Origin of the sequence: Micromonospora sp. CPCC 205558 (genome assembly GCF_036902955.1) — a bacterium.
Classification (GTDB): Bacteria; Actinomycetota; Actinomycetes; order Mycobacteriales; family Micromonosporaceae; genus Micromonospora.
Genome location: NZ_JBAKHR010000007.1, coordinates 24,635 through 45,349 on the forward strand (window position 1 = coordinate 24,635; position 20,715 = coordinate 45,349).

Sequence of the window (20,715 nt, forward strand, 5' to 3'; positions counted from 1 at the left end):
AGGAGTGAGCTTGCGAGCCCCGCAGTCGCGAACGGAGGTTTGCACAGGTGAGCGCGACGCCGATCAGCCGGTATGACGGGGTGCAGGTTTCCGGCGGTGTGCAGGTGCGGATGACCGCCGACCGGGTTCGGCGGTGGGAGTTCGGTGCCGCGTCGTTCGCCCGGCGTGGTTACGACAACGCCGACGTGGACCGGTTCCGGGTGCAGGTCGCCGACGAGTTGGACCTGTTGGCGACGCAGATCGCGACGTTGCGGGCGGAGAATGAGCGGCTGACCGACCGGGTGGAGTTGCACCGGCACGGGGTGATTCCGAGTACGGGGGCGGCGGCGAAGGTTCCGGCGGCGCGGGAGGTGAATCTGCTGTCGGCGGCGCAGCGGGAGGCCGAGCAGATCATCGCGCAGGCGCATGACTACGCGCGTCGGGTCGCCGAGTACGCCCGGGTGCAGTACGAGAGCTATCTGCACGCGGCGGAGGCGGAGGCGAAGCAGGAGGCGGAGCGGGCGGTGGCGGAGTACCGCAGCGCTGCCGGGTCGAGCTTCGACGACACGGTGGCGACCCGGGAGGCGTTGCGCATCTTCGGCGAGATGATGGTGTCGCACATGCAGGCGGCGGCCCGCCATCTTGATGACGGCAGCGAGCAGTTGGCGCGCACGATGGATCGGATCGCGGCGGAGACGCCGGGGGCGCCGTTCGTGGGTGGTGTGGTGGGACAGTCGGCGTTGCCGCGGCACCAGCAGCGCTGAGCGTGGCCCCCCTCGGGGCGTCGGCTACGTCGTTCCTGCCCGAGCAGACGTTGGCGGTGGCGTTGCCCCGGTTGGTGGCGGCACTGCGACCCCGGGGCGGGTGGTCAGGTGGCGGCGGCGCGGATGGCGTCGGCGATCGGGGTGGGCCCGTCGACGAGTTCCAGGGTCGCGCCGGTGGTGCGTGGTTCGTCGAGGAGCGCGGCGAGGACGTGGGCGACGTCGGTGCGGCTGATCGCGCCACGGCCGGCGTGTGGGGTGAGGGTGACCCGCCCGGTGGGTGGGTCGTCGGTGAGCTGCCCGGGTCGTAGCACCGTCCAGGCCAGGTCGCGGCCGCGCAGGTCGTCCTCGGCGGCGCGTTTGGCGCGCAGGTACGCCGCCCACACGTCGTCGCCGCCGGGGGCGGGTGGGTTGTCCACGCCCATGGAGGAGACGAGCAGGTAGCGGTGGACGCCGGCGCGGGTGGCGGCGTCGGCGAGCAGCGCGGCGGCGGCCCGGTCGACGGTGTCCTTGCGGGCGGCGCCGCTGCCGGGGCCGGCGCCTGCGGCGAAGACCACCGCGTCGGCGCCGTGCAGGTGCTCGGCCAGCTGCGCGACGTCGGTGTGTTCGAGGTCGCAGACGACGGGGGTGGCGCCGGCGGCGCGCAGCGTCGCGGCCTGTCCGGGGTTGCGGATGAGGCCGACGGTGGTGTCGCCGCGCCCGGTGAGGTGGCGTTGCAGCAGTAGGGCGATCTTGCCGTGGCCTCCGGCGATGACGACGCGCATGCGCCCAACCTACCGGCGGCACCGGCTTGACCTTGACCTTCGGGTAACCCTGAGGCTGGTGGGTGCCGGTCGCCGTGACCGGCACGAGGAGGATGTTCACGTGGGGCTGATGACCATCGGGGCGTTCGCCCGGGCGGCGAGGCTGACGCCGAAGGCGTTGCGCCTGTACGACCAGGTGGGGTTACTGGTGCCGGCGGCTGTGGATCCGGAGTCCGGCTACCGGCTCTATGACCCGGGTCAGCTGCCGGTGGCTCGGCTGGTCGCCCAGTTGCGTCGGCTCGGCATGCCGCTGGCGACGATCCGGGTGGTGTGCGGCCTGGAGCCCGCGGCGGCGGCGGAGGCGATCACCGCGTACTGGCGGCGGGTCAGCGCCGACACCGCGGCTCGGGCCCGGCTCGCCACTCTCCTCGTGGATCACCTCTCTGAAGGGAACGCCACCATGTCTCACCCGAATTCCGCCGTTGCCGTGCGCTGCGCCGCCGGTTGTGACACCGGGCTGGTGCGTGACAGCAACGAGGACGCCGCGTACGCCGGCGGACGGTTGTTGGCCGTGGCCGACGGTATGCGGGGGCCGGGCGGTGCGGCTGCCAGCGCGGCCGCCGTCGAGGCCCTGAAGCCGTTGGAACTCACCGATTTGCCGGCCGCCGACCTGCTGACGGTGGTGGCCGGGGCGGTCGCCGACGCCGACCGCGCCGTGCACGGGTTGGCGACCGACACCGATCAGCCGGTTACCACGTTGACCGCGTTGCTGCTCAGCGGTTCCCGGTTGGCGTTGGTGCACGTCGGTGACACCCGGGCGTATCTGCTGCGTGGCGGTGAGCTGTCGCTGCTCACCCAGGATCACACCTGGGTGCAGGCCCAGGTGGATCAGGGCAGGCTCGACCGGGACCAGGCGGCGTCGCATCCGCAGCGGGCGATGCTGGTGCGCGCCCTCGGTGGCGGCCGGCAGGTCGAGGCGGATCTCGCGTTGCGCACCGCGCAGCCCGGTGATCGGTACCTGCTGTGCTCCGACGGGCTGTCCGCGGTCGTCGACCGGGCGGACCTGCGCTCGGCGCTGGCTGCGGCAGGTGATCCCGAGGGCACGGTGCGGGCGCTGATCGCTTTGGCGCGGGCCGAGGGGGCGCCGGACAACGTCGCCTGTGTGGTCGCGGATGTGGTCGCGGCGTAGACGCCGACGTCACCCGCGCCGGGTGGGCCCCGCCCACCCGGCGCGGGGTTCGGCGTTGGCGGACCGGTTGAGGCAGCATGGAGAGGTGATGGAGAGCCTCGACGCGTTGACCTCGCTGGTGGCCGGTGGTGGGGTGGTGGTGCTCAGCGGCGCCGGCCTGTCCACCGAGTCGGGGATTCCGGACTACCGGGGGCCCAGCGGGGTGGCGCGGCGGCACACGCCGATGACCTTCCAGGCGTTCACCCGGGACCCGCTGGCCCGGCGGCGCTACTGGGCGCGGAGCCACCTGGGGTGGCGGTTGATCGCGGGCGCGGCCCCCAACGCTGGGCATCGGGCGGTGGCCGAGCTGCAAAACGCCGGTCTGGTCGACACGGTGATCACCCAGAACGTCGACGGTCTGCACGGTGCGGCCGGCAGCCCGTCGGTGATCGAGTTGCACGGTCGTCTCGACGAGGTGACCTGCCTGGACTGCGGCAACCTGACCTCCCGGGAGGAGTTGGACCGGCGGCTGCGCGAGGCCAACCCGGACTTCGTGGCCCGCGTCGCCGGGGTCAACCCGGACGGTGATGTTGATCTCCCTGATGATCAGGTGGCGGCGTTCCGGCCGGTGGATTGCGGGATCTGCGGCACCGGGATGGTGAAGCCGGACGTGGTGTTCTTCGGTGAGACGGTGCCGCCGCAGCGGGTGGCGCGGTGTTTCGCGGCCGTGGAGCAGGCCCGTTCGTTGCTGGTGCTCGGGTCGTCGTTGACAGTGATGTCGGGGCGCCGTTTCGTGATTCGGGCGGCGAAAAGGGGCATCCCGGTCGCGATCGTGAACCAGGGGCCGACGCGTGGTGACGGGCACGCCACCGTGTGCGTCGACGCGCCATTGGGTGTGGTGTTGCCGCAGTTGGCCGCGCGGCTCGGCGCGGGGGCACCGCTCACGGTGTGACCGCGGGCCCTCGGCTGCGCTGCCCGACCCGGGGTAGGACATCTGCCGGAAACACCAACGCTGGTAGCGTTGACCACGCCGGTAACACCCACGTGGGAGAGACCGCCCGACAGCACGCAGGGCGGCGCCGAAGGGGCAAATCCTCCCCGGAACCTCTCAGGCAAAAGGACCTCGTGGGCAGGCACTGTGGAGTGCCCCCGTGGGCGCGACAGAGGGGGAGGCCGACACGTCGACCTCGCCCCGGGAGTGCCCCCTATGACCGTAGAGCAGTTCGCCACCCGTCACATCGGTCCCGGCCCCGACGATGAGCGTCGGATGTTGGAGGTCGTCGGGCACGACTCGATCGACGAGCTGATGGACGCCGCGATCCCCGAGGTGATCCGCTGGCACGGCACCCTCGACCTGCCCGACCCGGCCACCGAGGCCGAGACGATCGCCGAGCTGCGGGCCCTCGCGGCGCGTAACACCGTCGCCGTCTCCATGATCGGCCTGGGCTACCACGGCACGCACACCCCGGCGGTGATCCGCCGTAACGTGCTGGAGGACCCGGCCTGGTACACGGCGTACACGCCGTACCAGCCGGAGATCAGTCAGGGCCGGCTGGAGGCGCTGCTGAACTTCCAGACCATGGTCACCGACCTGACCGGGTTGGCCACCGCGAACGCCTCCATGCTCGACGAGGGCACCGCCGCGGCGGAGGCGATGACCCTGGCCCGGCGGGCGTCCAAGAGCAAGAGCGCGGTGTACGTCGTCGACGCCGACGCGTTGCCGCAGACCATCGCGGTGATCACCAGTCGCGCCGAGCCACTCGGCATCGACGTGCGGGTCCTCGACGTCGAGCGCGACGAGTTGCCGGCGGAGTTCTTCGGCCTGCACCTGCAGTACCCGGGGGCGTCCGGTGCGGTGCGCGAGCACGCGGGTCTCGTCGAGGCGGCGCACGCCGTCGGCGCCCTGGTCACCGTGGCGGCGGACCTGCTGGCGTTGACGCTGCTGCGGGCGCCGGGGGAGATCGGCGCGGACATCGCCGCCGGCACCACCCAGCGCTTCGGCGTACCCATGGGCTTCGGTGGGCCGCACGCCGGTTACCTGGCGGTCCGCTCAGGCCTGGAACGGATGCTGCCCGGGCGTCTGGTCGGGGTGTCGCGCGACGCCGACGGCAACCCGGCGTACCGGTTGGCGTTGCAGACCCGTGAGCAGCACATCCGGCGGGAGAAGGCGACCAGCAACATCTGCACCGCGCAGGTGCTGCTCGCGGTGATGGCCGGCATGTACGCCGTCTACCACGGCCCGGACGGGCTGCGGGACATCGCGACGCGTACCCATCGGATGGCGGCGCGGCTCGCGGCCGGGTTGCGCGCCGGTGGCGTGCAGGTCACCGACGTCGCGTTCTTCGACACCGTCACCGCGCGGGTGCCGGGCGACGCGGCGCGGGTCGTCGAGGCCGCCGCGCAGCGGGGCGTGAACCTGCGGCTGGTCGACGCCGACCGGGTGGGGGTGTCCTGCGACGAGACGACGACCGACGCGCACCTGCAGGCGGTGTGGGCGGCGTTCGGTGTGCCCGCGTTCGACGGCGCCGCGGACGCGACCCTGCCGGCCGGGCTGACCCGGACGACCGACTTCCTCACCCACCCGGTGTTCCGTAGCCACCACTCGGAGACGGCGATGCTGCGCTACCTGCGGCGGCTGTCGGACTTCGACTACGCCCTGGACCGGGGCATGATCCCGCTCGGTTCGTGCACGATGAAGCTGAACGCCACCACCGAGATGGAGCCGATCAGCTGGGCGGAGTTCGCGAACATCCACCCGTTCGCCCCGGACGCGCAGACCGTCGGGTACCGGGAGATGATCGGTCAGCTGGAGTCGTGGCTGGCCGAGGTGACCGGCTACGACGCGGTCAGCGTGCAGCCCAACGCCGGGTCGCAGGGTGAGCTGGCCGGGTTGCTGGCGATCCGTTCGTACCACGCGTCGCGGGGCGAGACGCACCGCGACGTGTGCCTGATCCCCTCGTCGGCGCACGGCACGAACGCGGCGTCGGCGGTGATGGCCGGCATGCGGGTCGTCGTGGTGGCCTGCGACGACAACGGCAACGTCGACCTGGTCGACCTGGACGCGAAGATCGACAAGCACCGGGACGCGCTCGCCGCGATCATGGTGACGTACCCGTCGACGCACGGTGTGTACGAGACGGGCATCGCGTCGCTGTGCGCGAAGGTCCACGACGCCGGCGGGCAGGTGTACGTCGACGGGGCGAACCTCAACGCCCTGGTCGGGTTCGCCAAGCCCGGTAAGTTCGGCGCGGACGTGTCGCACCTGAACCTGCACAAGACGTTCTGCATCCCGCACGGCGGCGGTGGCCCCGGTGTGGGCCCGGTGGCGGTGCGCGCGCACCTGGCGCCGTTCCTGCCGGGTGACCCGCTGGGCGCGCACGTGGATGCCACGCCGGCGATCTCGGCGGCGAAGTACGGGTCGGCGGGCATCCTGCCGATCCCGTGGGCGTACCTGCGGATGATGGGCGCCGAGGGGCTGACCCGGGCCACCGGTGTGGCGGTCCTCGCGGCGAACTACGTGGCGGCGCGGCTGCGCGGGCACTTCCCGGTGCTCTACGCCGGTAACAAGGGCCTGGTGGCCCACGAGTGCATCCTCGATCTGCGGCCGTTGACGAAGGCGACCGGGGTGAGCGTCGACGACGTGGCGAAGCGGCTGATCGACTACGGCTTCCACGCGCCCACGATGTCGTTCCCGGTGGCGGGGACGCTGATGGTGGAGCCGACCGAGAGCGAGGACCTGGCCGAGCTGGACCGGTTCTGCGACGCGATGATCGCGATCCGCGCGGAGATCGAGCAGGTGGGTTCCGGGGCGTGGCCGCTAGGGGACAACCCCCTGGCCAACGCGCCGCACACCGCGGCGATGGTCAGCGGTGACGAGTGGTCGCACGCGTACCCACGGTCGGTGGGCGCGTACCCGGCCGGGGTGGACCGGGCCGGGAAGTACTGGCCGCCGGTGCGGCGTATCGACGGCGCGTACGGCGACCGGAACCTGGTCTGCTCGTGCCCGTCGCCGGAGGCGTTCGAGGACTGACGACGCCGGAGGCGTTGTACGACTGATGACGGCGCGCCGGGGCGGGCGGTACGGCCTGCCCCGGCAGCCGCTGCGACCTGGGCGGGGACGTCCCTTACCGGGGGACTAGCCTGGGTCGACGGCGGCTATTCGGTGACGCTGAGTGGTCGGTCAGGCCACGAGGGCGTGGCGGGCGGGGCCGCGGTGCGGTGCGATGCTGCTGCCGTCGGGAAGCAGCTCGCCGGTGTCCTCGAAGACGATGACGCCGTTGCAGAGCAGGCTCCAGCCCTGCTCACGGAAGCAGGCGAGGACCCGCGCGGCTTCCCGGTCGGTGGCTTCAGCGGAAGGGCAGGTCGGTTGGTGCTGGCACATCGGGTTCTCCGGACTGTGGGGGCACTGTGTCATGGTTCACATGACCAGTGACGCACAGTACCAAGCGAAAGTGTCCAGCATCGAGCAGGTGCCCGCCTGGCGCCTGGGAAATCCACTGAACGGATGAGGAAGGTCGGACCATACGGCGTGGAAACGCTCCCACAGGTGCTGGTCGATGCGCCCGCGGCACCACCCGGATGCCGGGACGCACTCGTCGAACGCGCCCGCCTGCAGTGGCGCCGCGCCGACGGCGGCGATCCCGCCACGCTCGTCGAGGAGTTCCTCGCCGCCCACGGCTTGGCGCTGGACGACCTCGCGCGCCCCGCGCCCCGCCACGACCAGGGCGGCCCCTGCGGCGCGGCCCTGTACGTCTCGGCGGCTGCGGGCGCGCTGCTCGCCGGCGCGTCACCCGGCCCACCGAACCCGGCACCGGCGCTGCCGGAGGTCGCCGTGGTGGTGTACGGCCACGCCGAAACACCACCACCACCGCTGCGGGGCGCCGGTCCCTGGCGGCTCGGCGACTGGCAGGAGAGCTGGACCCCGGGGCAGCACGCCGCAGCCGTCGACGCGGTCCGCCAGGCCATCGGCCGCGGCGACGTCTACCAGGTCAACGTCGTCGGGCACGCCGCCGCCCCCTACACCGGTGATCCGCTGCCGGCCCTGGGGCGACTCGGCGCGCTGCCGGGCGCCCGCTACGGCGGCACCCTCACCGGCGCGGGCTGGGCGATCGGCTGTGCCTCCCCGGAGACGCTGATCGAGCTCACCGACGGCCGCCTCGTCACCCGACCCATCAAGGGCACCCGCCCGGCCACCACAGCCGGCGAGCGGGAGCTGCGGGCCAGCGCGAAGGAACGCGCCGAGCACGTGATGATCGTCGACCTGGAACGCAACGACCTGGCCCGCGTCGCCCGCACCGGCACCGTGCGCGTCGACGAGCTCTTCGCGGTACGCCGCTGGTGTGACCTGTGGCAGGCCGAGTCGACGATCTCGGCGGCCGTCGCCGACGGGCTGGGCCTGGCCGACCTGCTGCGCGCGGTCTGCCCCGGCGGCTCGGTCACCGGAGCGCCGAAACGCGCCGCCCTGGACCAGATCGCCGCCCTCGAACCCGTCGGACGCGGCGCCGGCATGGGCGCGCTCGGCTGGGTCGCCCCCGGCCGCATCGACCTGGGCCTCACCATCCGCACCGCCGCCGCCGATGGTGAGCGGCTGCACGTGTGGGCCGGTGGCGGGATCACCTGGGGCAGCGACCCGCAGGCGGAGGTCGCCGAGGCGGCCGCCAAGAGCCGCCCGATCCGGGCCACCCTCGCGGGCCGCTGACCCGCGCCGACTCACACCTGATGCCGTCCGGCTGGTGTCACCGCGCCCCGTACCCGGCTCCGACACGACCGTCACGCCTGCGGATAATCTTCCGGCATGACAATGCGCCCCATCCGGATCATCGGCGACCCCGTCCTGCGTACCTCGTGCGAGCCGGTCACCACCTTCGACGCCGAACTACGCGCCCTGGTCACCGACCTGATGGACACCCTGCTCGGCGAGCCCGGCCGCGCCGGCGTCGCCGCCCCGCAGATCGGCGTCAGCGCCCAGGTGTTCGTCTACGACGCCGACGGGCACCGCGGGCACCTCATCAACCCCACCCTGGAGCTGTCCGAGGAACTCCAGGACGACGAGGAGGGCTGCCTGTCCATCCCCGGGCTGTACTTCCCGACCGTGCGGGCCCTGCACGCCACCGCCCACGGCGTCGACCAGCACGGCGAACCGCTCACCATCGCCGGCAGCGGGTTCCTGGCCCGCGCCCTGCAACACGAGACCGACCACCTGGGCGGCCGGCTCTACGTCGACACCCTGCGCGGCGACACCCGCCGCCGGGCCCTGCGCGAGATCCGCGCCGGGCGGTTCGACTCACCCAGCCGCCGCCGCTAGCGGGCGGTCAACGTCCACTCGTCGTAGTCGGCGACCCGGCGGAAACCCACCCGCTCGTACAGCCGCACCGCGGCCACGTTGTCCGCCTTCACGTTCAACGCCACGTGCTCGACGCTCGCACGCAGCCGGGCGCACAGCGCCGCCACCACCGCCGCGCCCACACCCCGCCCCCGCCAGCGCGGATCGGTCGCCACGTTGCCCAACGCCGCCACCCGGTAGGCCGGCGACCACACGTGCACACCGGCCACCGCCCGCAGCTCACCGCCGTCGCGCACCCCCACGTACTGCCCGGTGTCCAGCATCCGCGGGTCGAACCAGTTCTGCGGGTACGCCCGCGCGTACAACCGGCGCAGCGGGGGCAGGTCCTGCGCGCCGAGCACCACGCCCGCCGGGCGCACCCGCGCGAGACGCTCCGGGTCGGTCAACGCCATCCGGTGGTGCCGGCCACCGGGATCGAGCCGGAAGGACCCGGCCAGGGCGTCGGTCAGCCCGGGGGACAGGTGCGCGTACAGCCGGGCCGGCAGCACCGGCGCCACCTCGGCCAACAACGCCGCCAGCGCCGCGGTGTCCGCCGGCGCCGCGAACGCCAGCAGCGTCGGCGGGTCCACCCCGTGATACAGCAACACGACCTGCTCACCCCGGCGGAACCACGAGGTGTACGGCCAGAAGAAGTCGTCCAGGTCGCCCAACTGGTAGGCGTGCAGCACCGGGTCACGCCCCAGCAGTCGCGCCAGGACGGCCCGGTCGTGCTCCGCGCGTACCGGCATCAGCGTCGGCTCACCGGGCCAGCCACTGGTCGTAGCCCAGCTTCGCGACCAACGCGACGACCACCACGAGCAGCACCACCCGCACGAAACCCGACCCGCGGCGCAACGCCATGCGCGCCCCGAGCACCGCGCCGGCGATGTTGCACACCGCCATGCCCGCGCCCAGCAGCCACCAGACGTGCCCGGTCACCGCGAACACGACAAGCGCGCCCAGGTTCGTCGCCGCGTTGACGACCTTCGCCATCGCCGAGCCGTGCACGAAGTCCGCGCCCACGAGGGCGGTGAACGCCAACACCAGGAACGTGCCGGTGCCCGGGCCGATCAACCCGTCGTACAGGGCGATCCCCACCCCGGCCACCGCGATCACCGCCGCCACCCGCGCCGGGGTACGCCGCTGCGGCGCCGGCAGCACCCCCAGCCGGGGGCGCAGCAGCACGAACACCGCCACCGCCACCAACACGACCAACACCACCGGCCGGTACGCCGACGCCGGCACCGCCCCGGCGAGCGCGGCGCCCACGCCCGAGCTGACCAACGCCAACCCCGCCGCCGGCCCCGCCACCCGCCAGTCGAGCCTGGTCCGCCGGGCGTACGTCGTCGCCGCCGTGGCCGTACCGAAGATCGCGGCCAACTTGTTCGTGCCCAGCGCGGCGGCCACCGGCAGCCCCGGGGCGGCCACCAGCAACGCCGGCAGCAGCAACAACCCGCCACCACCGACCACGGCATCGACCCACCCGGCCATCGCGGCGGCGGCCAGCAAGGTACTCAGCGATACGACGTCCACGGGCGGCAATTCTGCCCACCTGGGAAGGGCTGACCTGCCCTGACGTGGTCAGACTCACCTTCAACGACCCCGCGTGCGCCGCAGCCACACCCCGAGGGCCCCGACCGCCACGAACACCAGCGCCGAGCACAGCAACACCTTCAGCACCCGGCAACCATGCCATGGGCACGTAAGGTGCAGGAGTGCGCCTGGCCACCTTCAACGTGCTGCACGGACGGTCCCTCACCGACGGGCTCGTCGATTCCGACCGACTCGCCGCCGCCGTCGGCGCCCTCGACGCCGACGTGCTCGCCCTGCAGGAGGTCGACCGTGACCAACGCCGCAGCGGCAACCTCGATCTCACCGCCATCGCCGCCCGCGCCCTCGACGCACCGCAGCACCGCTTCGCCGCCGCCGTCGTCGGCACCCCCGGCGAACAGTTCCGCCCGTTGCGCCACGACGACGACGGCCACGGCGAACCCTGCTACGGCATCGGGCTGATCAGTCGATACCCCGTGCGCAGCTGGCAGGTCACCCGGCTCAAGCCGGCGCCCGTGCGCTCACCGGTCTACGTGCCCGGCCCCCGTGGCGGCCTCATCCTGCTGCACGACGAGCCCCGCGTGATCCTCGCCGCTCTCCTGGACACCCCCCACGGCCCCCTCACGGTCGCGGCGACCCACCTGTCCTTCGTGCCCGGCTGGAACGCCCGCCAACTGCGCCAGACCGTGCGCGCCCTGCGCGCGCTACCGGCCCCCCGCGTCCTGCTCGGCGACCTCAACCTGCCCGCCGGGGCGGCCCGGCTCATCTCCGGCTGGCGGCCCCTGGGCCGACGCCCCACCTACCCTTCCGGGCAGCCCCGCGTCCAACTCGACCACATCCTCGCCGACCGGTACGCCCTCGACCAGTTCCCACCGGTACGCGCGGTCAGCACCCCGCTGTCCACCATCTCCGACCACCGGCCCCTCCTGGTCGACCTCGGCTGACCCACCCGCGACAGCACAGGGAGCTGACGCTCACCGTGGCCGCTCGGCCCGTCACGCCTTTCGGGGTGTCGCGCCGCCGGTGACGTAGCCGGCGACGACATGCGCCAGGTGGTCGATCGCGTCGCGGGTGCCGACGGCGATCAGGGTGTCGCCGTATCGCAGGGTCCACCGGCGGTCGGGGTTGAGGGTGAGCTGGCCGTCGCGCACGATCGCGACGACGGCGGCGTCGCTGCGCAGGCTTTTCAGGGGCCGGCCGTCGTAGTCGCCGCCCGCGCGAATGGGGACCTGGGCGACCGTTACCGCGGCCAGGTCCACGTCGCTGTCCGCCATGAGGTCAACGACCGGGGTCGCGTCGAGCAGGCTGGCGAGATGGTGGGCCTCCAGCGGCGACAGCGCCACCGCCGCGCGGGTGTCAGCGGGATCGTCGCGGTCGTACAGGGCGATGTCACGGGCGCCGTTGGGGTGGCAGATCACGCCGAGTCGGGTGCCGTCGCCGGTGACGAACGAGTACGAGACGCCGACGCTGGGCAGGGTGATGCGTTCGATTTCCATGCCGGACTCCTCCTTGGTGGTTCCGCAACCCCTTCTGGGTCGCCGTACTCGCCGTGCCAGTGGGCCAGCCGCCCGGCGCGGCTGACCGCCCGCAGTCGGCGTTCGGTGGCCTCACGTACCGCCGGGGTGGTGAGGACGAGCAGGTCGTCGCCGGTCCGCAACCGGGTGTCCGTCGCGGGGACGAACGCGACGCCGTCCCGGATCACCAGCGGGGCCACCGCCGGGTACGGCAGCCGCAACTCGTCCAGGTAGGTGCCGTGCAGCTTCGAACCCTCGGTGATGGTGACGTCGATGAGATCGGCGTCGATGTTGTCCAGCGGGGCGATCTCCACCTGCAGGTCCGGGCCGACGCGGTGCGGGGCCAGGCCGAGGCGTCGGGCGAGCCACGGCAGCGACGGCGCCTGGATCGCGGTGAACACCACGACGAGCACGAAGACGATGTTGAACACGACCATGCTGCCCGGAGTGCCCGCCACCACCGGCACCGTGGCCAGAACGATGGGCACCGCGCCGCGCAACCCCGCCCAGGACAGGAACACCTGCTCACGCAGCGGGATGCGGAACGGCAACAGGGTCAGCAGCACCGAGACGGGCCGGGCGATGAGCAGCAGGGCGGCACCGACCACCAACGCCGGCACGATCGCCGCAGGCAGGTCGGCCGGCGAGACCAGCAGACCCAGCATGACGAACAGGCCGATCTGCGCGATCCAGCCGAGACCTTCGGCCAGTGACTCGGTGGCGCGGCGGTGTGGCAGGCCGGCGTTGCCCAGGACCAGACCCGCCAGGTAGGCGGCGATGAACCCGCTGGCCTGGAGCAGGCCGGAGCCGGCGAACGCGAGCACCCCGCAGGCGAACGTGGCGATCGGATACAGCCCCGAGGTGGGCAGGGTCAGCCGGCGCAGCAGCCACACCGCCGCCATGCCCACTCCGACGCCGGCGAGCGCGCCGACGACCAGTTGGTAGCTCATCTGGGCGAGCATCCCGCCCGGGGACAGCGTGGTCAGACTTGTCGCGCTGAACGCCAACACCAGGATGAACGTGGGCGCGTCGTTGAGGCCCGACTCCGCCTCCAGCAGGTTGCTCAGCCGCCGAGGCAGCGGCACGGCGCGCAGCACCGAGAAGACGGCGGCCGCGTCGGTCGACGAGACGATCGCGCCGAGCAGCAGCGCCAACTGCCATTGCAGGCCGAGCAGATAGTGCGCGGCCGCGGCGGTGACGGCGACGCTGATGAACACGCCGAGGGTGGCGAGCGCGCAGGCCGGGCGCAACACCCGCCGCACATCGCTGAGACGCGTGGTCAGGCCGCCCTCGACGAGGATCACCGCGAGGGCGGCCAACCCGAGCGCCTGCGCCAACGCGGCGTCGTCGAACGGCAGCCCGAGCCCACCCTCGCCGAGCAGCAACCCGACGCCCAGGTACGCCAGCAGCACCGGCATCCCGGCCTTCGCGGCGATCTTCGCGGCGCCCACGCTGACCAGCGCCACCAGCGTCCCGGCCGCCAGTAGCAGGTACAGCGACGGCAGCGTCACGGCGCACCGCCCAGGACGAAGTACCGCAACCACACGTACAGGCCGGCCAGCACGACGGTGACGATGGTCAGCAGCAGGCCGTCGCGGGTGAACCGCCAGAACGAGATCGGCTCCCCGGCCCGCTGCGCCAGACCCACCATCACCACGTTCGAGGCGGCGGCGACCACCGTGGCGTTGCTGCCGAGCCCCGCGCCGAGCGCGAGCGACCACCACAGCATGCCGGCCTGTTCCATGCCGCCGTTCGCCGCGACGAGCTGCTCGATGATCGGGCTGATCGCGGTCACCGACGGGATGTTGTCGACCAGCGCCGACATGAGCGCCCCGCCGCCGATCAAGGTCAGCGACGCGCCCAGCAGGTTGTCGCCGACCGCGTCGGTGGCGAAGGTGCCCAGCACCTGGATGACGCCGGTGTCGACCAGGGCGCCGACCATGATGAACAGGCCGGCGAAGAACGCCAGGGTGGGCCACTCCACGTCGCGCATCACGCTGCCCGACTCCAGCCGTGACAGACCCAGCAGGACGACGCCGCCGGTCAGGGCGATCACCGCCGGTTCCAGGTGCAGGACGGTGTGCAGGCCGAACCCGGCCAGGACGAAGGCGAGAACGATGCCGCTGATCAGCAGCAGGCGCGGTTCACGGATCGCGTCGCGTTCCCGCATCGCCAGCACCGGCCCGACCCGTTCCGGGTGGTACGTCAGCGCCGAGCGGAAGAGCACCCGGCAGAACAGCAGCAGCACACCCATCAGCACGATGACCAGCGGCGCCAGGTGCACCAGGAACGCGTTGAACGACAGCCCGGCCCGGGCGGCGATGATGATGTTGGGCGGATCGCCGATCAACGTCGCCGTGCCGCCGAGATTCGCCGCGAACACCTCCGCCAGCAGGAACGGCACCACGGGCACGCCGAGCTGCCGACACACGGAGATGGTCACCGGAGCGACGAGCAGGACCGTCGTGACGTTGTCCAACAACGCCGACGCGGTCGCCGTGATCAACACCAGGATGACCATGAGCCGGTACGGTCGCCCCCGGGCCCGTTTCGCCGCCCAGATCGCCAGATACTCGAACACGCCGGTGCGACCCAGGACCGACACGATGATCATCATCCCGATGAGCAGGAAAATGACCCGCCAGTCGATGCCCGTGTCCGTGGAGAAGAACGCCTCCTGCGTACCGGTCAACCCGACCGCGAGCATCAACACTGCGCCGCCCACCGACGCGGCCACCCGGTCCACCCGATCCGTCGCGATCAGCGCGTACACGACCGCGAACACCGCCACCGCCAACCAGCCTGCCGTGGTCATCCACCGCCCCCCTCTCCGCAGACCCCGAAGGCCCACGTGTCGTCTGCCCCTCCACCGTCGCCAACAGGGGGCGCTGCCGACATCGGGGCCAACACTCATTCCACGGCGGCCAGCACGCGACAACATGGGAGCCACCCCCCATAGACACCCACGCGAGGCCCACGAGATCCTTGGGCACCGGAGCGTTGACACCCCGATGGCAGCCGCGCCCGGGACGATGGAGGGCGGAGTCAACAACGGGAGGTCCGGCACGGTGTCGCTGTTCTGGCGGATCTTCCTGATCAACGCCGCGGTCCTCACCGCGGCGACCGTCCTGGTCCTGCTGGGCCCCGTGACCGTGTCGACACCGTTCGTCCTCACCGAGGCGCTCATCCTCAGCGGCGGACTGGCCGTCATGCTCGTCGCGAACGCGCTCCTGCTGCGCGTCGGCCTGGCACCGCTGCAACGCCTCACCCGGGCGATGACCACCATCGACCTGCTCCGCCCCGGCCCCCGCCCCGCGGTCACCGGGCACGCCGGCATCGCCGCCCTGATCAGCACGTTCAACGCCATGCTCGACCGACTCGAAGCCGACCGCGCCGCCAGCAACGCGCGCGCGCTGTCCGCCCAGGAAGACGAGAGGCGGCGCATCGCCCAGGAGCTACACGACGAGATCGGCCAGACGATGACCGCCGTCCTCCTGCAGATCAGCCGCGTCGCCGACAACGCCCCACCCGACCTACGCGCCGAACTGCACCAGGTGCAGGAGACCACCCGCGACAGCCTCGACGAGATCCGCCGCATCGCCCGCCGCCTGCGACCCGGCGTCCTGGAAGAACTCGGTCTGATCGCCGCCCTGCGCTCACTGTTCGCCGAGATCTCCCACCACAGCGGTCTCCAGGTCCGCCGGGACTTCGCACACGATCTGCCCGCACTCACCGAGGAAGTCGAATTGGTGCTCTACCGCGTGGCCCAGGAAGGCCTCACCAACGTCGCCCGGCACGCCGCCGCCAGCCGCGTCGACATCACACTCATCCCATACCTCGACGGCGTACGGCTACGGATCCGCGACAACGGGCGCGGCATCGACAGCCAGCCGGAAGGCGCCGGCATCCGCGGCATGCGCGAACGGGCACTGCTCATCGGCGCCCACCTCACCATCGGCCCCGGCCCCGACGGCGGCACCGAGGTCACCCTCGACGTGCCCGACCCGGCAGGCCTGGCATGAGCACGCCCATCCGCATCCTGCTCGCCGACGACCACGCGCTGGTACGCCGCGGCGTCCGCCTCATCCTGGACGGCGAACCCGACCTGACCGTCGTCGCCGAGGCCAGCGACGGCGCCGAAGCCCTCGAACAAGCCCGCCTGCACCAACCCGACCTGGCCATCCTCGACATCGCGATGCCCCGACTCACCGGCCTGCAAGCCACCCGCGAGCTCGTCAGACAGCAACCAGGCCTGCGGGTGCTGATCCTGACCATGTACGACAACGAACAGTTCTTCTTCGAAGGCCTCCGCGCCGGCGCCAACGGATACGTCCTCAAATCCGTCGCCGACCGCGACCTCGTCGAGGCATGCCGCGCCGCCATGCGCGACGAACCGTTCCTCTACCCCGGCGCCGTCACCGCCCTGATCCGCAACTACCTCGACCGCGTCCGCAACGGCGAACCGGTGCCCGAACGAGCCATCACCGGCCGCGAGGAGGAGATCCTCAAACTCGTCGCCGAAGGACACTCCTCAAAGGAGATCGCCGAACTGCTGTTCATCAGCATCAAGACCGTCGAGCGACACCGCAGCAACCTGCTGCAGAAACTGGGCCTACGAGACCGGCTCGACCTCACCCGATACGCCATCCGCGCGGGCCTCATCGAACCCTGACCACCAGCAACACGCCTGACGGCTTCGGGGGAGAGGCCCGCCCAGCCGCAAGATTCCCTCAAGATCATTGCATCGAACAACTCCGACGATCATGCTGGGGCGACACGCGCCACGATCAACTAGTCGGAGGCCACATGCGACACCAGCGACCCACCGCGATCGCCATATCCGCACTCCTCGCCCTCACCCTCACCACCGCACCCACCCCCGCCAACGCCCAGAGCGCGGCAGCACCCAACCAGGTCGCCAACCTCACCGTCCGCCAAGCCGACGGGTACGCCACCCTCGCCTGGCAACCCGTCGACGGGGCGACCGACTACCAGATCGAACGCACCGCCGTCGACGCCAACGGCACCCCCACCGGCGCACCCACCATCGTCGGCATCTGGCGCCCCAACCGCCAGATCAACCAACAGGCACCCACCTTCGCCGACTCCGGATTCAACCCCGGCGACACCTTCCAATGGCGGGTCCGCGCCCGCGCCGGCACCACCGAACAGCCCTACTCCGACCCGGTCGTCGCCACCACCACCGCACCCTGGGGCAACCCCAGCACCCCCGGCGAGCAACTGCGCACCCAGTGGGAGACCGCCCACGCCGCGCAGTACACCAGCGACACCGACGAGTACGCCTACACCGCCGCCATCGACACCCTCAGCGACCGCGTCCGCGTCGTCGAACTCGGCCGCACCGTCCAGAACCGACCCATCAACATGATGGTCATCGGTTACCCCACCCCGGCCGCCACCCCCGAGGCCGTCGCCGCCACCGCACCCGTGGCCATCAACTGCAACGTGCACGGCAACGAACCGGGCGACCGCGAAGCCTGCCTCATCATGGCCCGGCAACTCGCCTTCAGCACCGACCCCCGCATCACCGACCTGCTCAGCCACACCACCGTCCTGATCGTCCCCACCATCAACGGGGACGGCCGCGCCGCCAACACCCGCGGCAACTCCACCGGCCAGGACCTCAACCGCGACTACTCACTGATCCGCCAGCCGGAAACCGCCGCGTACATCAAGATGGTCCGCGACTACCGACCCGTCGCCGGCTACGACGGCCACGAGTACGGCAACTCCCGCGCAGGCGACCTGCCCATGCTGCCGCCCCGCCACCAGAACGTCGCCCAACCCGTCTTCGACCAGTCCCAGGACATGATCGAAAACCACATGTACACCAAGGGCGCCGAAGCCGGCTGGTGGGCCTGCCCGTACGGCTGCGAAGGCGGCGGCAACGTCGGCCTCAGCGAGGAAACCATCCTGCGCAACACCCTCGGCCTCAAGAACGTCGCCAACTCCCTGCTCGAACTCCGCAGCTCCGGCGGACAGACCCGACCCGACGAGGGCAACACCGCCAACAACCGGCGCCGCAAGACCTACTCGGCCCTGTGGACCTTCCACCAGTTCCTCGACTACCACCGCGCCGACCGCGGCGACATCCTCACCTCCCGCGCCGAGTCCATCGAAATCCAGGCCGCCAACACCGGCCGCCTGGTCTTCCGCGGCTCCCGACCGATCCCCGCCTACCCCGCCCCACACCCCGGCGACAGCACCCCGCCGCTGGACGCACCCCCCGCCGACCTCATCCTCGACAACGCCCCCTGCGCCTACAAGCTCACCGACGAGCAGTACAACGGCGCACGCACCGACGGACCAGGCGGAGTCGGCACCACCGTCGCGCAACGCATCGCCGCACACGGCTGGAAGGTCATCAAGACCAGCGACGGCTACTACGTACCCCTCAACCAGCCCGAACGCGGCCTCATCCCGCTCCTGCTCGACACCAAGGGCGTGGAGAAGCTGACCGACGGCGAACGCGTCTACCCGACCCTCACCGGCCGACGCAACGGACCGCTGGTCGTCTCCGGCTTCACCTGCGCCGCCGACGCCACCATCAACGGCCCGGTCACCGTCCAGGCGGGCGCGGCACTCGTCGCGACCGGAACGACCATCAGCGGGCCGGTCAACGCCAGCCGCGCCGCCGGCGTCCTCCTCGCCGACAGCACCATCAACGGCCCGCTCCAGATCACCAACACCACCGACGCGATCTCCATCATCGACGTCACCATCGCCGGCCCGGTCAGCCTGACCGGCAACACCACCGGCACCGACGCACCCCTGCTGGCCGGCAACACCATCCGCGGCCCGCTCAACTGCACCGCGAACAGCACCGCCCCGACCAACCTCGGCGTCGCCAACACCGTCAACGGCCCGCGCGCCAACCAGTGCGCGGCACTGTGACCGACAGCTAGTCGAGCCGGCGCGCCGGCGGTACGGGCACCAGCCCCGTACCGCCGGCGCACCACCCCCGCCCCCCGACCCGTGGAGACCGTCGTGCCGCAACCAACCCACCCCCGGTCCCACGCCCCGCGCCTGCTCGTAGCGGCCCTGCTGCTGGCCACCACCGCCTGCACCGCCACCACGGACACCACACCCCCCAACAACACCAGCGCACCCCAGGTCACCGGACCACTCTGCGCCGCCCTGCCCACCGGCACCGAACCCGGCAACCCCACCTTCCTCGCCGGCCAACCCGTCGACCAGGCACTGCGGTGGATTCCCACCCTCACCACGTTCGAAGCGGCCCTACGCACCAGCGGCGCCCTCACCGAGCTACCCACCGGCACCGACGTCACCATCCTCGCGCCCTCCGACGACGCCTTCGCCGCCAAGTTCTCCGAGGACAACTGGGACGACCTGATGGCCCGCCACACCGACCAGCTACGCACCCTGCTCAAGGCACACCTGATCACCGGAACCCACTCCATCGAGGCCCTGACGACCGCCGGCACCGCCACCACCCTCGACGGCACCACCGTCACCGTCACCCGCACCGGCCCCACCGCCCGCCTCGACGACCGGGCCGACGCCGTCTGCGCCGACTACCAGGCCACCAACGCGCGCATCCACATCATCAACGCCGTACTCGGCCCACTGCCCACCACCGCCGACGACACCGACCAACGGGCCCACTGACCGCCCTCACCGCACCCGGTCCACCGGCCCCAGGGCGGCCAACGCCCGATTGGTGCGATTGGCCCGCACCGCGTCGCGCTGCTGAACGGCCGTCACCTCGATGTACGTCTGCGACGACGCCAACGACGCGTGCCCCAACAACCGCATGATCTCCGCCGCGCTCGCACCGTCCTCGGCCAACCGGGTCGCGAACGTGTGCCGCAACGCGTGCAACCGCGCGCCCCGCGGCACCCGGTCACCGACGCCCGCCCGCCGAAAACACGACTCCACCAGATACTGCAGCCCACCTCGACGCAGCGGCTCACCGCGCCGATCGACCAGCAACGCCGAGTCAGGGCGCACCGACCGCGAACCGAAGCGCCGCGCCCGACTGTCCAGATAGTCGACCAGCACCCGGTCCAGATCCGCCTCGATCGGCACCACCCGGGACCGTCCGCCCTTCCCGAGCACCTCGATCCGCCGCTCGCCAGGCCGACCCCCCAGCGAGCCGACCCGCAACGCCAGCAACTCCGACAGGCGCAGCCCGGCGCAGAGCGCCACCGCCAACACCGCGACGTCCCGCTCCGGCCACGGATCGCGCTGCCGGCCGTCGTCCCGTGCCGCGGACGCGAGCAGCACCTCGGGGGTGTCCGCGCCGCGCAACGGTTTCGGCTGGGGGAGTAGCGCCCGAGGTCGACCGACCGCCGGCATCGGGTTGCCGGCCACGATCCCGTCCGCGACCAGGAACGTGAAGAAACTGTTCCAGGTGGACCAGGCCCGGTGCACCGACGCGGGCGCCCGGGGCGCGGCGAACCGGGCGAAGGCCGCCCGCATCACCCTGGGGGAGAGGTCGGTGATCGACAGCGCGTCGACCGGGGGGAGGGGAGTGGCGTCGCCCTCGGCGACCAGAGCGGCCACCGCGTACAGGTCCCGCCGGTAGGCAGCCAGGGTGTGGGGGGAGGGCTTGCGGGTGGCGCGGGCGGTCAGGAACTCCTCGATCAGCACCCCGAGCGATTCGTCCTTTTTGTCATGCATAAGGGATATTATG

General features: G+C 71.9%; 19 protein-coding genes and 1 riboswitch. Of the genes, 11 read left to right on the plus strand and 8 right to left on the minus strand.

What is annotated here, in order from left to right:
* Nucleotides 1–47: 47 nt before the first annotated feature.
* Nucleotides 48–743, plus strand: coding sequence for a DivIVA domain-containing protein (locus tag V6U86_RS09545; protein WP_112587029.1), 696 nt, complete (start codon nt 48–50; stop codon nt 741–743).
* Nucleotides 744–847: 104 nt separating this feature from the next.
* Here the strand turns inward: V6U86_RS09545 and V6U86_RS09550 are convergent, their stop codons facing one another.
* The gene (locus tag V6U86_RS09550) at nt 848–1,504 is read right to left on the minus strand and encodes an NAD(P)-binding oxidoreductase (RefSeq protein ID WP_334500944.1); all 657 of its coding nucleotides are present in this window, start codon (nt 1,502–1,504) and stop codon (nt 848–850) included.
* Nucleotides 1,505–1,604: 100 nt separating this feature from the next.
* Here V6U86_RS09550 and V6U86_RS09555 point away from each other — a divergent pair, with 100 nt between their 5' ends.
* The 3 genes from V6U86_RS09555 to gcvP all read left to right on the plus strand — a co-directional run bounded on the left by V6U86_RS09555 (nt 1,605) and on the right by gcvP (nt 6,681).
* Complete coding sequence (locus tag V6U86_RS09555) at nt 1,605–2,672, plus strand: MerR family transcriptional regulator (RefSeq protein ID WP_334500946.1); 1,068 nt, start codon at nt 1,605–1,607, stop codon at nt 2,670–2,672.
* Nucleotides 2,673–2,760: 88 nt separating this feature from the next.
* A complete protein-coding gene (locus tag V6U86_RS09560) occupies nt 2,761–3,603 on the plus strand; it encodes an NAD-dependent protein deacetylase (protein ID WP_334500949.1) in 843 nt (280 codons plus the stop codon).
* A gap of 83 nt (nt 3,604–3,686) precedes the next feature.
* A riboswitch (glycine riboswitch) is annotated at nt 3,687–3,785 on the plus strand.
* 73 nt (nt 3,786–3,858) lie between these two features.
* A complete protein-coding gene (gcvP, locus tag V6U86_RS09565; protein WP_334500952.1) occupies nt 3,859–6,681 on the plus strand; it encodes an aminomethyl-transferring glycine dehydrogenase in 2,823 nt (940 codons plus the stop codon).
* Between the two features lie 150 nt (nt 6,682–6,831).
* Here gcvP and V6U86_RS09570 read toward each other — a convergent pair whose 3' ends face one another.
* Nucleotides 6,832–7,032 carry a DUF5999 family protein gene (locus tag V6U86_RS09570; RefSeq protein WP_007460326.1) on the minus strand — a complete coding sequence of 67 codons (201 nt, stop codon included), beginning with the start codon at nt 7,030–7,032 and terminating at the stop codon, nt 6,832–6,834.
* 123 nt (nt 7,033–7,155) lie between these two features.
* Between V6U86_RS09570 and V6U86_RS09575 the strand changes: the two genes are divergently transcribed.
* Complete coding sequence (locus tag V6U86_RS09575; protein WP_442934909.1) at nt 7,156–8,349, plus strand: chorismate-binding protein; 1,194 nt, start codon at nt 7,156–7,158, stop codon at nt 8,347–8,349.
* 96 nt (nt 8,350–8,445) lie between these two features.
* Nucleotides 8,446–8,955, plus strand: coding sequence for a peptide deformylase (gene def, locus V6U86_RS09580; protein WP_334500960.1), 510 nt, complete (start codon nt 8,446–8,448; stop codon nt 8,953–8,955).
* Here the strand turns inward: def and V6U86_RS09585 are convergent.
* The gene (locus V6U86_RS09585) at nt 8,952–9,722 is read right to left on the minus strand and encodes a GNAT family N-acetyltransferase (RefSeq protein WP_334500963.1); all 771 of its coding nucleotides are present in this window, start codon (nt 9,720–9,722) and stop codon (nt 8,952–8,954) included. The genes def and V6U86_RS09585 overlap by 4 nt on opposite strands.
* 10 nt (nt 9,723–9,732) lie before the next feature.
* Nucleotides 9,733–10,506, minus strand: coding sequence for a sulfite exporter TauE/SafE family protein (locus tag V6U86_RS09590; protein WP_334500966.1), 774 nt, complete (start codon nt 10,504–10,506; stop codon nt 9,733–9,735).
* A gap of 182 nt (nt 10,507–10,688) precedes the next feature.
* On the opposite strand from V6U86_RS09590, the gene V6U86_RS09595 reads away from it, so the two are divergent.
* Nucleotides 10,689–11,468, plus strand: a complete 780-nt coding sequence (locus tag V6U86_RS09595; protein ID WP_334500968.1) for an endonuclease/exonuclease/phosphatase family protein — start codon at nt 10,689–10,691, stop codon at nt 11,466–11,468.
* A 51-nt stretch (nt 11,469–11,519) separates the two neighbouring features.
* Here the strand turns inward: V6U86_RS09595 and V6U86_RS09600 are convergent, their stop codons facing one another.
* From V6U86_RS09600 to V6U86_RS09610, 3 genes are read right to left on the minus strand one after another with little or no spacing between them, the layout of a single operon-like run.
* Nucleotides 11,520–12,020, minus strand: coding sequence for a cation:proton antiporter regulatory subunit (locus tag V6U86_RS09600; RefSeq protein WP_334500970.1), 501 nt, complete (start codon nt 12,018–12,020; stop codon nt 11,520–11,522).
* Nucleotides 11,939–13,549 carry a potassium/proton antiporter gene (locus tag V6U86_RS09605; protein WP_334500972.1) on the minus strand — a complete coding sequence of 537 codons (1,611 nt, stop codon included), beginning with the start codon at nt 13,547–13,549 and terminating at the stop codon, nt 11,939–11,941. The genes V6U86_RS09600 and V6U86_RS09605 overlap by 82 nt, the downstream gene beginning before the upstream one ends.
* Nucleotides 13,546–14,853, minus strand: coding sequence for an ArsB/NhaD family transporter (locus V6U86_RS09610; RefSeq protein WP_334500974.1), 1,308 nt, complete (start codon nt 14,851–14,853; stop codon nt 13,546–13,548). The genes V6U86_RS09605 and V6U86_RS09610 overlap by 4 nt, the downstream gene beginning before the upstream one ends.
* 196 nt (nt 14,854–15,049) lie before the next feature.
* On the opposite strand from V6U86_RS09610, the gene V6U86_RS09615 reads away from it, so the two are divergent.
* From V6U86_RS09615 to V6U86_RS09630, 4 genes are all read left to right on the plus strand, one after another.
* The gene (locus tag V6U86_RS09615; protein ID WP_334500976.1) at nt 15,050–16,060 is read left to right on the plus strand and encodes a HAMP domain-containing sensor histidine kinase; all 1,011 of its coding nucleotides are present in this window, start codon (nt 15,050–15,052) and stop codon (nt 16,058–16,060) included.
* Complete coding sequence (locus V6U86_RS09620; RefSeq protein WP_334500978.1) at nt 16,057–16,710, plus strand: response regulator transcription factor; 654 nt, start codon at nt 16,057–16,059, stop codon at nt 16,708–16,710. Before V6U86_RS09615 ends, V6U86_RS09620 begins: the two co-directional genes overlap by 4 nt.
* A gap of 134 nt (nt 16,711–16,844) precedes the next feature.
* The gene (locus V6U86_RS09625; protein WP_334500980.1) at nt 16,845–18,953 is read left to right on the plus strand and encodes a M14 family zinc carboxypeptidase; all 2,109 of its coding nucleotides are present in this window, start codon (nt 16,845–16,847) and stop codon (nt 18,951–18,953) included.
* Nucleotides 18,954–19,046: 93 nt separating this feature from the next.
* Nucleotides 19,047–19,688 (plus strand): fasciclin domain-containing protein, encoded by a 642-nt coding sequence (locus tag V6U86_RS09630; protein ID WP_334500982.1) that lies wholly within the window; start codon nt 19,047–19,049, stop codon nt 19,686–19,688.
* A 6-nt stretch (nt 19,689–19,694) separates the two neighbouring features.
* Here V6U86_RS09630 and V6U86_RS09635 read toward each other — a convergent pair whose 3' ends face one another.
* A complete protein-coding gene (locus V6U86_RS09635) occupies nt 19,695–20,702 on the minus strand; it encodes a tyrosine-type recombinase/integrase (RefSeq protein WP_334500985.1) in 1,008 nt (335 codons plus the stop codon).
* Nucleotides 20,703–20,715: the final 13 nt, after the last annotated feature.

Coding starts and splice junctions, on each gene's coding strand:
- V6U86_RS09550 (WP_334500944.1), bottom strand. CDS start 1,504: ATGCGCGTCGTCATCGCCGGAGGCCACGGCAAGATCGCCCTACTGCTG.
- V6U86_RS09560 (WP_334500949.1), top strand. CDS start 2,761: ATGGAGAGCCTCGACGCGTTGACCTCGCTGGTGGCCGGTGGTGGGGTG.
- gcvP (WP_334500952.1), top strand. CDS start 3,859: ATGACCGTAGAGCAGTTCGCCACCCGTCACATCGGTCCCGGCCCCGAC.
- V6U86_RS09570 (WP_007460326.1), bottom strand. CDS start 7,032: ATGTGCCAGCACCAACCGACCTGCCCTTCCGCTGAAGCCACCGACCGG.
- V6U86_RS09575 (WP_442934909.1), top strand. CDS start 7,156: ATGAGGAAGGTCGGACCATACGGCGTGGAAACGCTCCCACAGGTGCTG.
- def (WP_334500960.1), top strand. CDS start 8,446: ATGACAATGCGCCCCATCCGGATCATCGGCGACCCCGTCCTGCGTACC.
- V6U86_RS09585 (WP_334500963.1), bottom strand. CDS start 9,722: ATGCCGGTACGCGCGGAGCACGACCGGGCCGTCCTGGCGCGACTGCTG.
- V6U86_RS09600 (WP_334500970.1), bottom strand. CDS start 12,020: ATGGAAATCGAACGCATCACCCTGCCCAGCGTCGGCGTCTCGTACTCG.
- V6U86_RS09610 (WP_334500974.1), bottom strand. CDS start 14,853: ATGACCACGGCAGGCTGGTTGGCGGTGGCGGTGTTCGCGGTCGTGTAC.
- V6U86_RS09615 (WP_334500976.1), top strand. CDS start 15,050: ATGGCAGCCGCGCCCGGGACGATGGAGGGCGGAGTCAACAACGGGAGG.
- V6U86_RS09620 (WP_334500978.1), top strand. CDS start 16,057: ATGAGCACGCCCATCCGCATCCTGCTCGCCGACGACCACGCGCTGGTA.
- V6U86_RS09625 (WP_334500980.1), top strand. CDS start 16,845: ATGCGACACCAGCGACCCACCGCGATCGCCATATCCGCACTCCTCGCC.
- V6U86_RS09635 (WP_334500985.1), bottom strand. CDS start 20,702: ATGCATGACAAAAAGGACGAATCGCTCGGGGTGCTGATCGAGGAGTTC.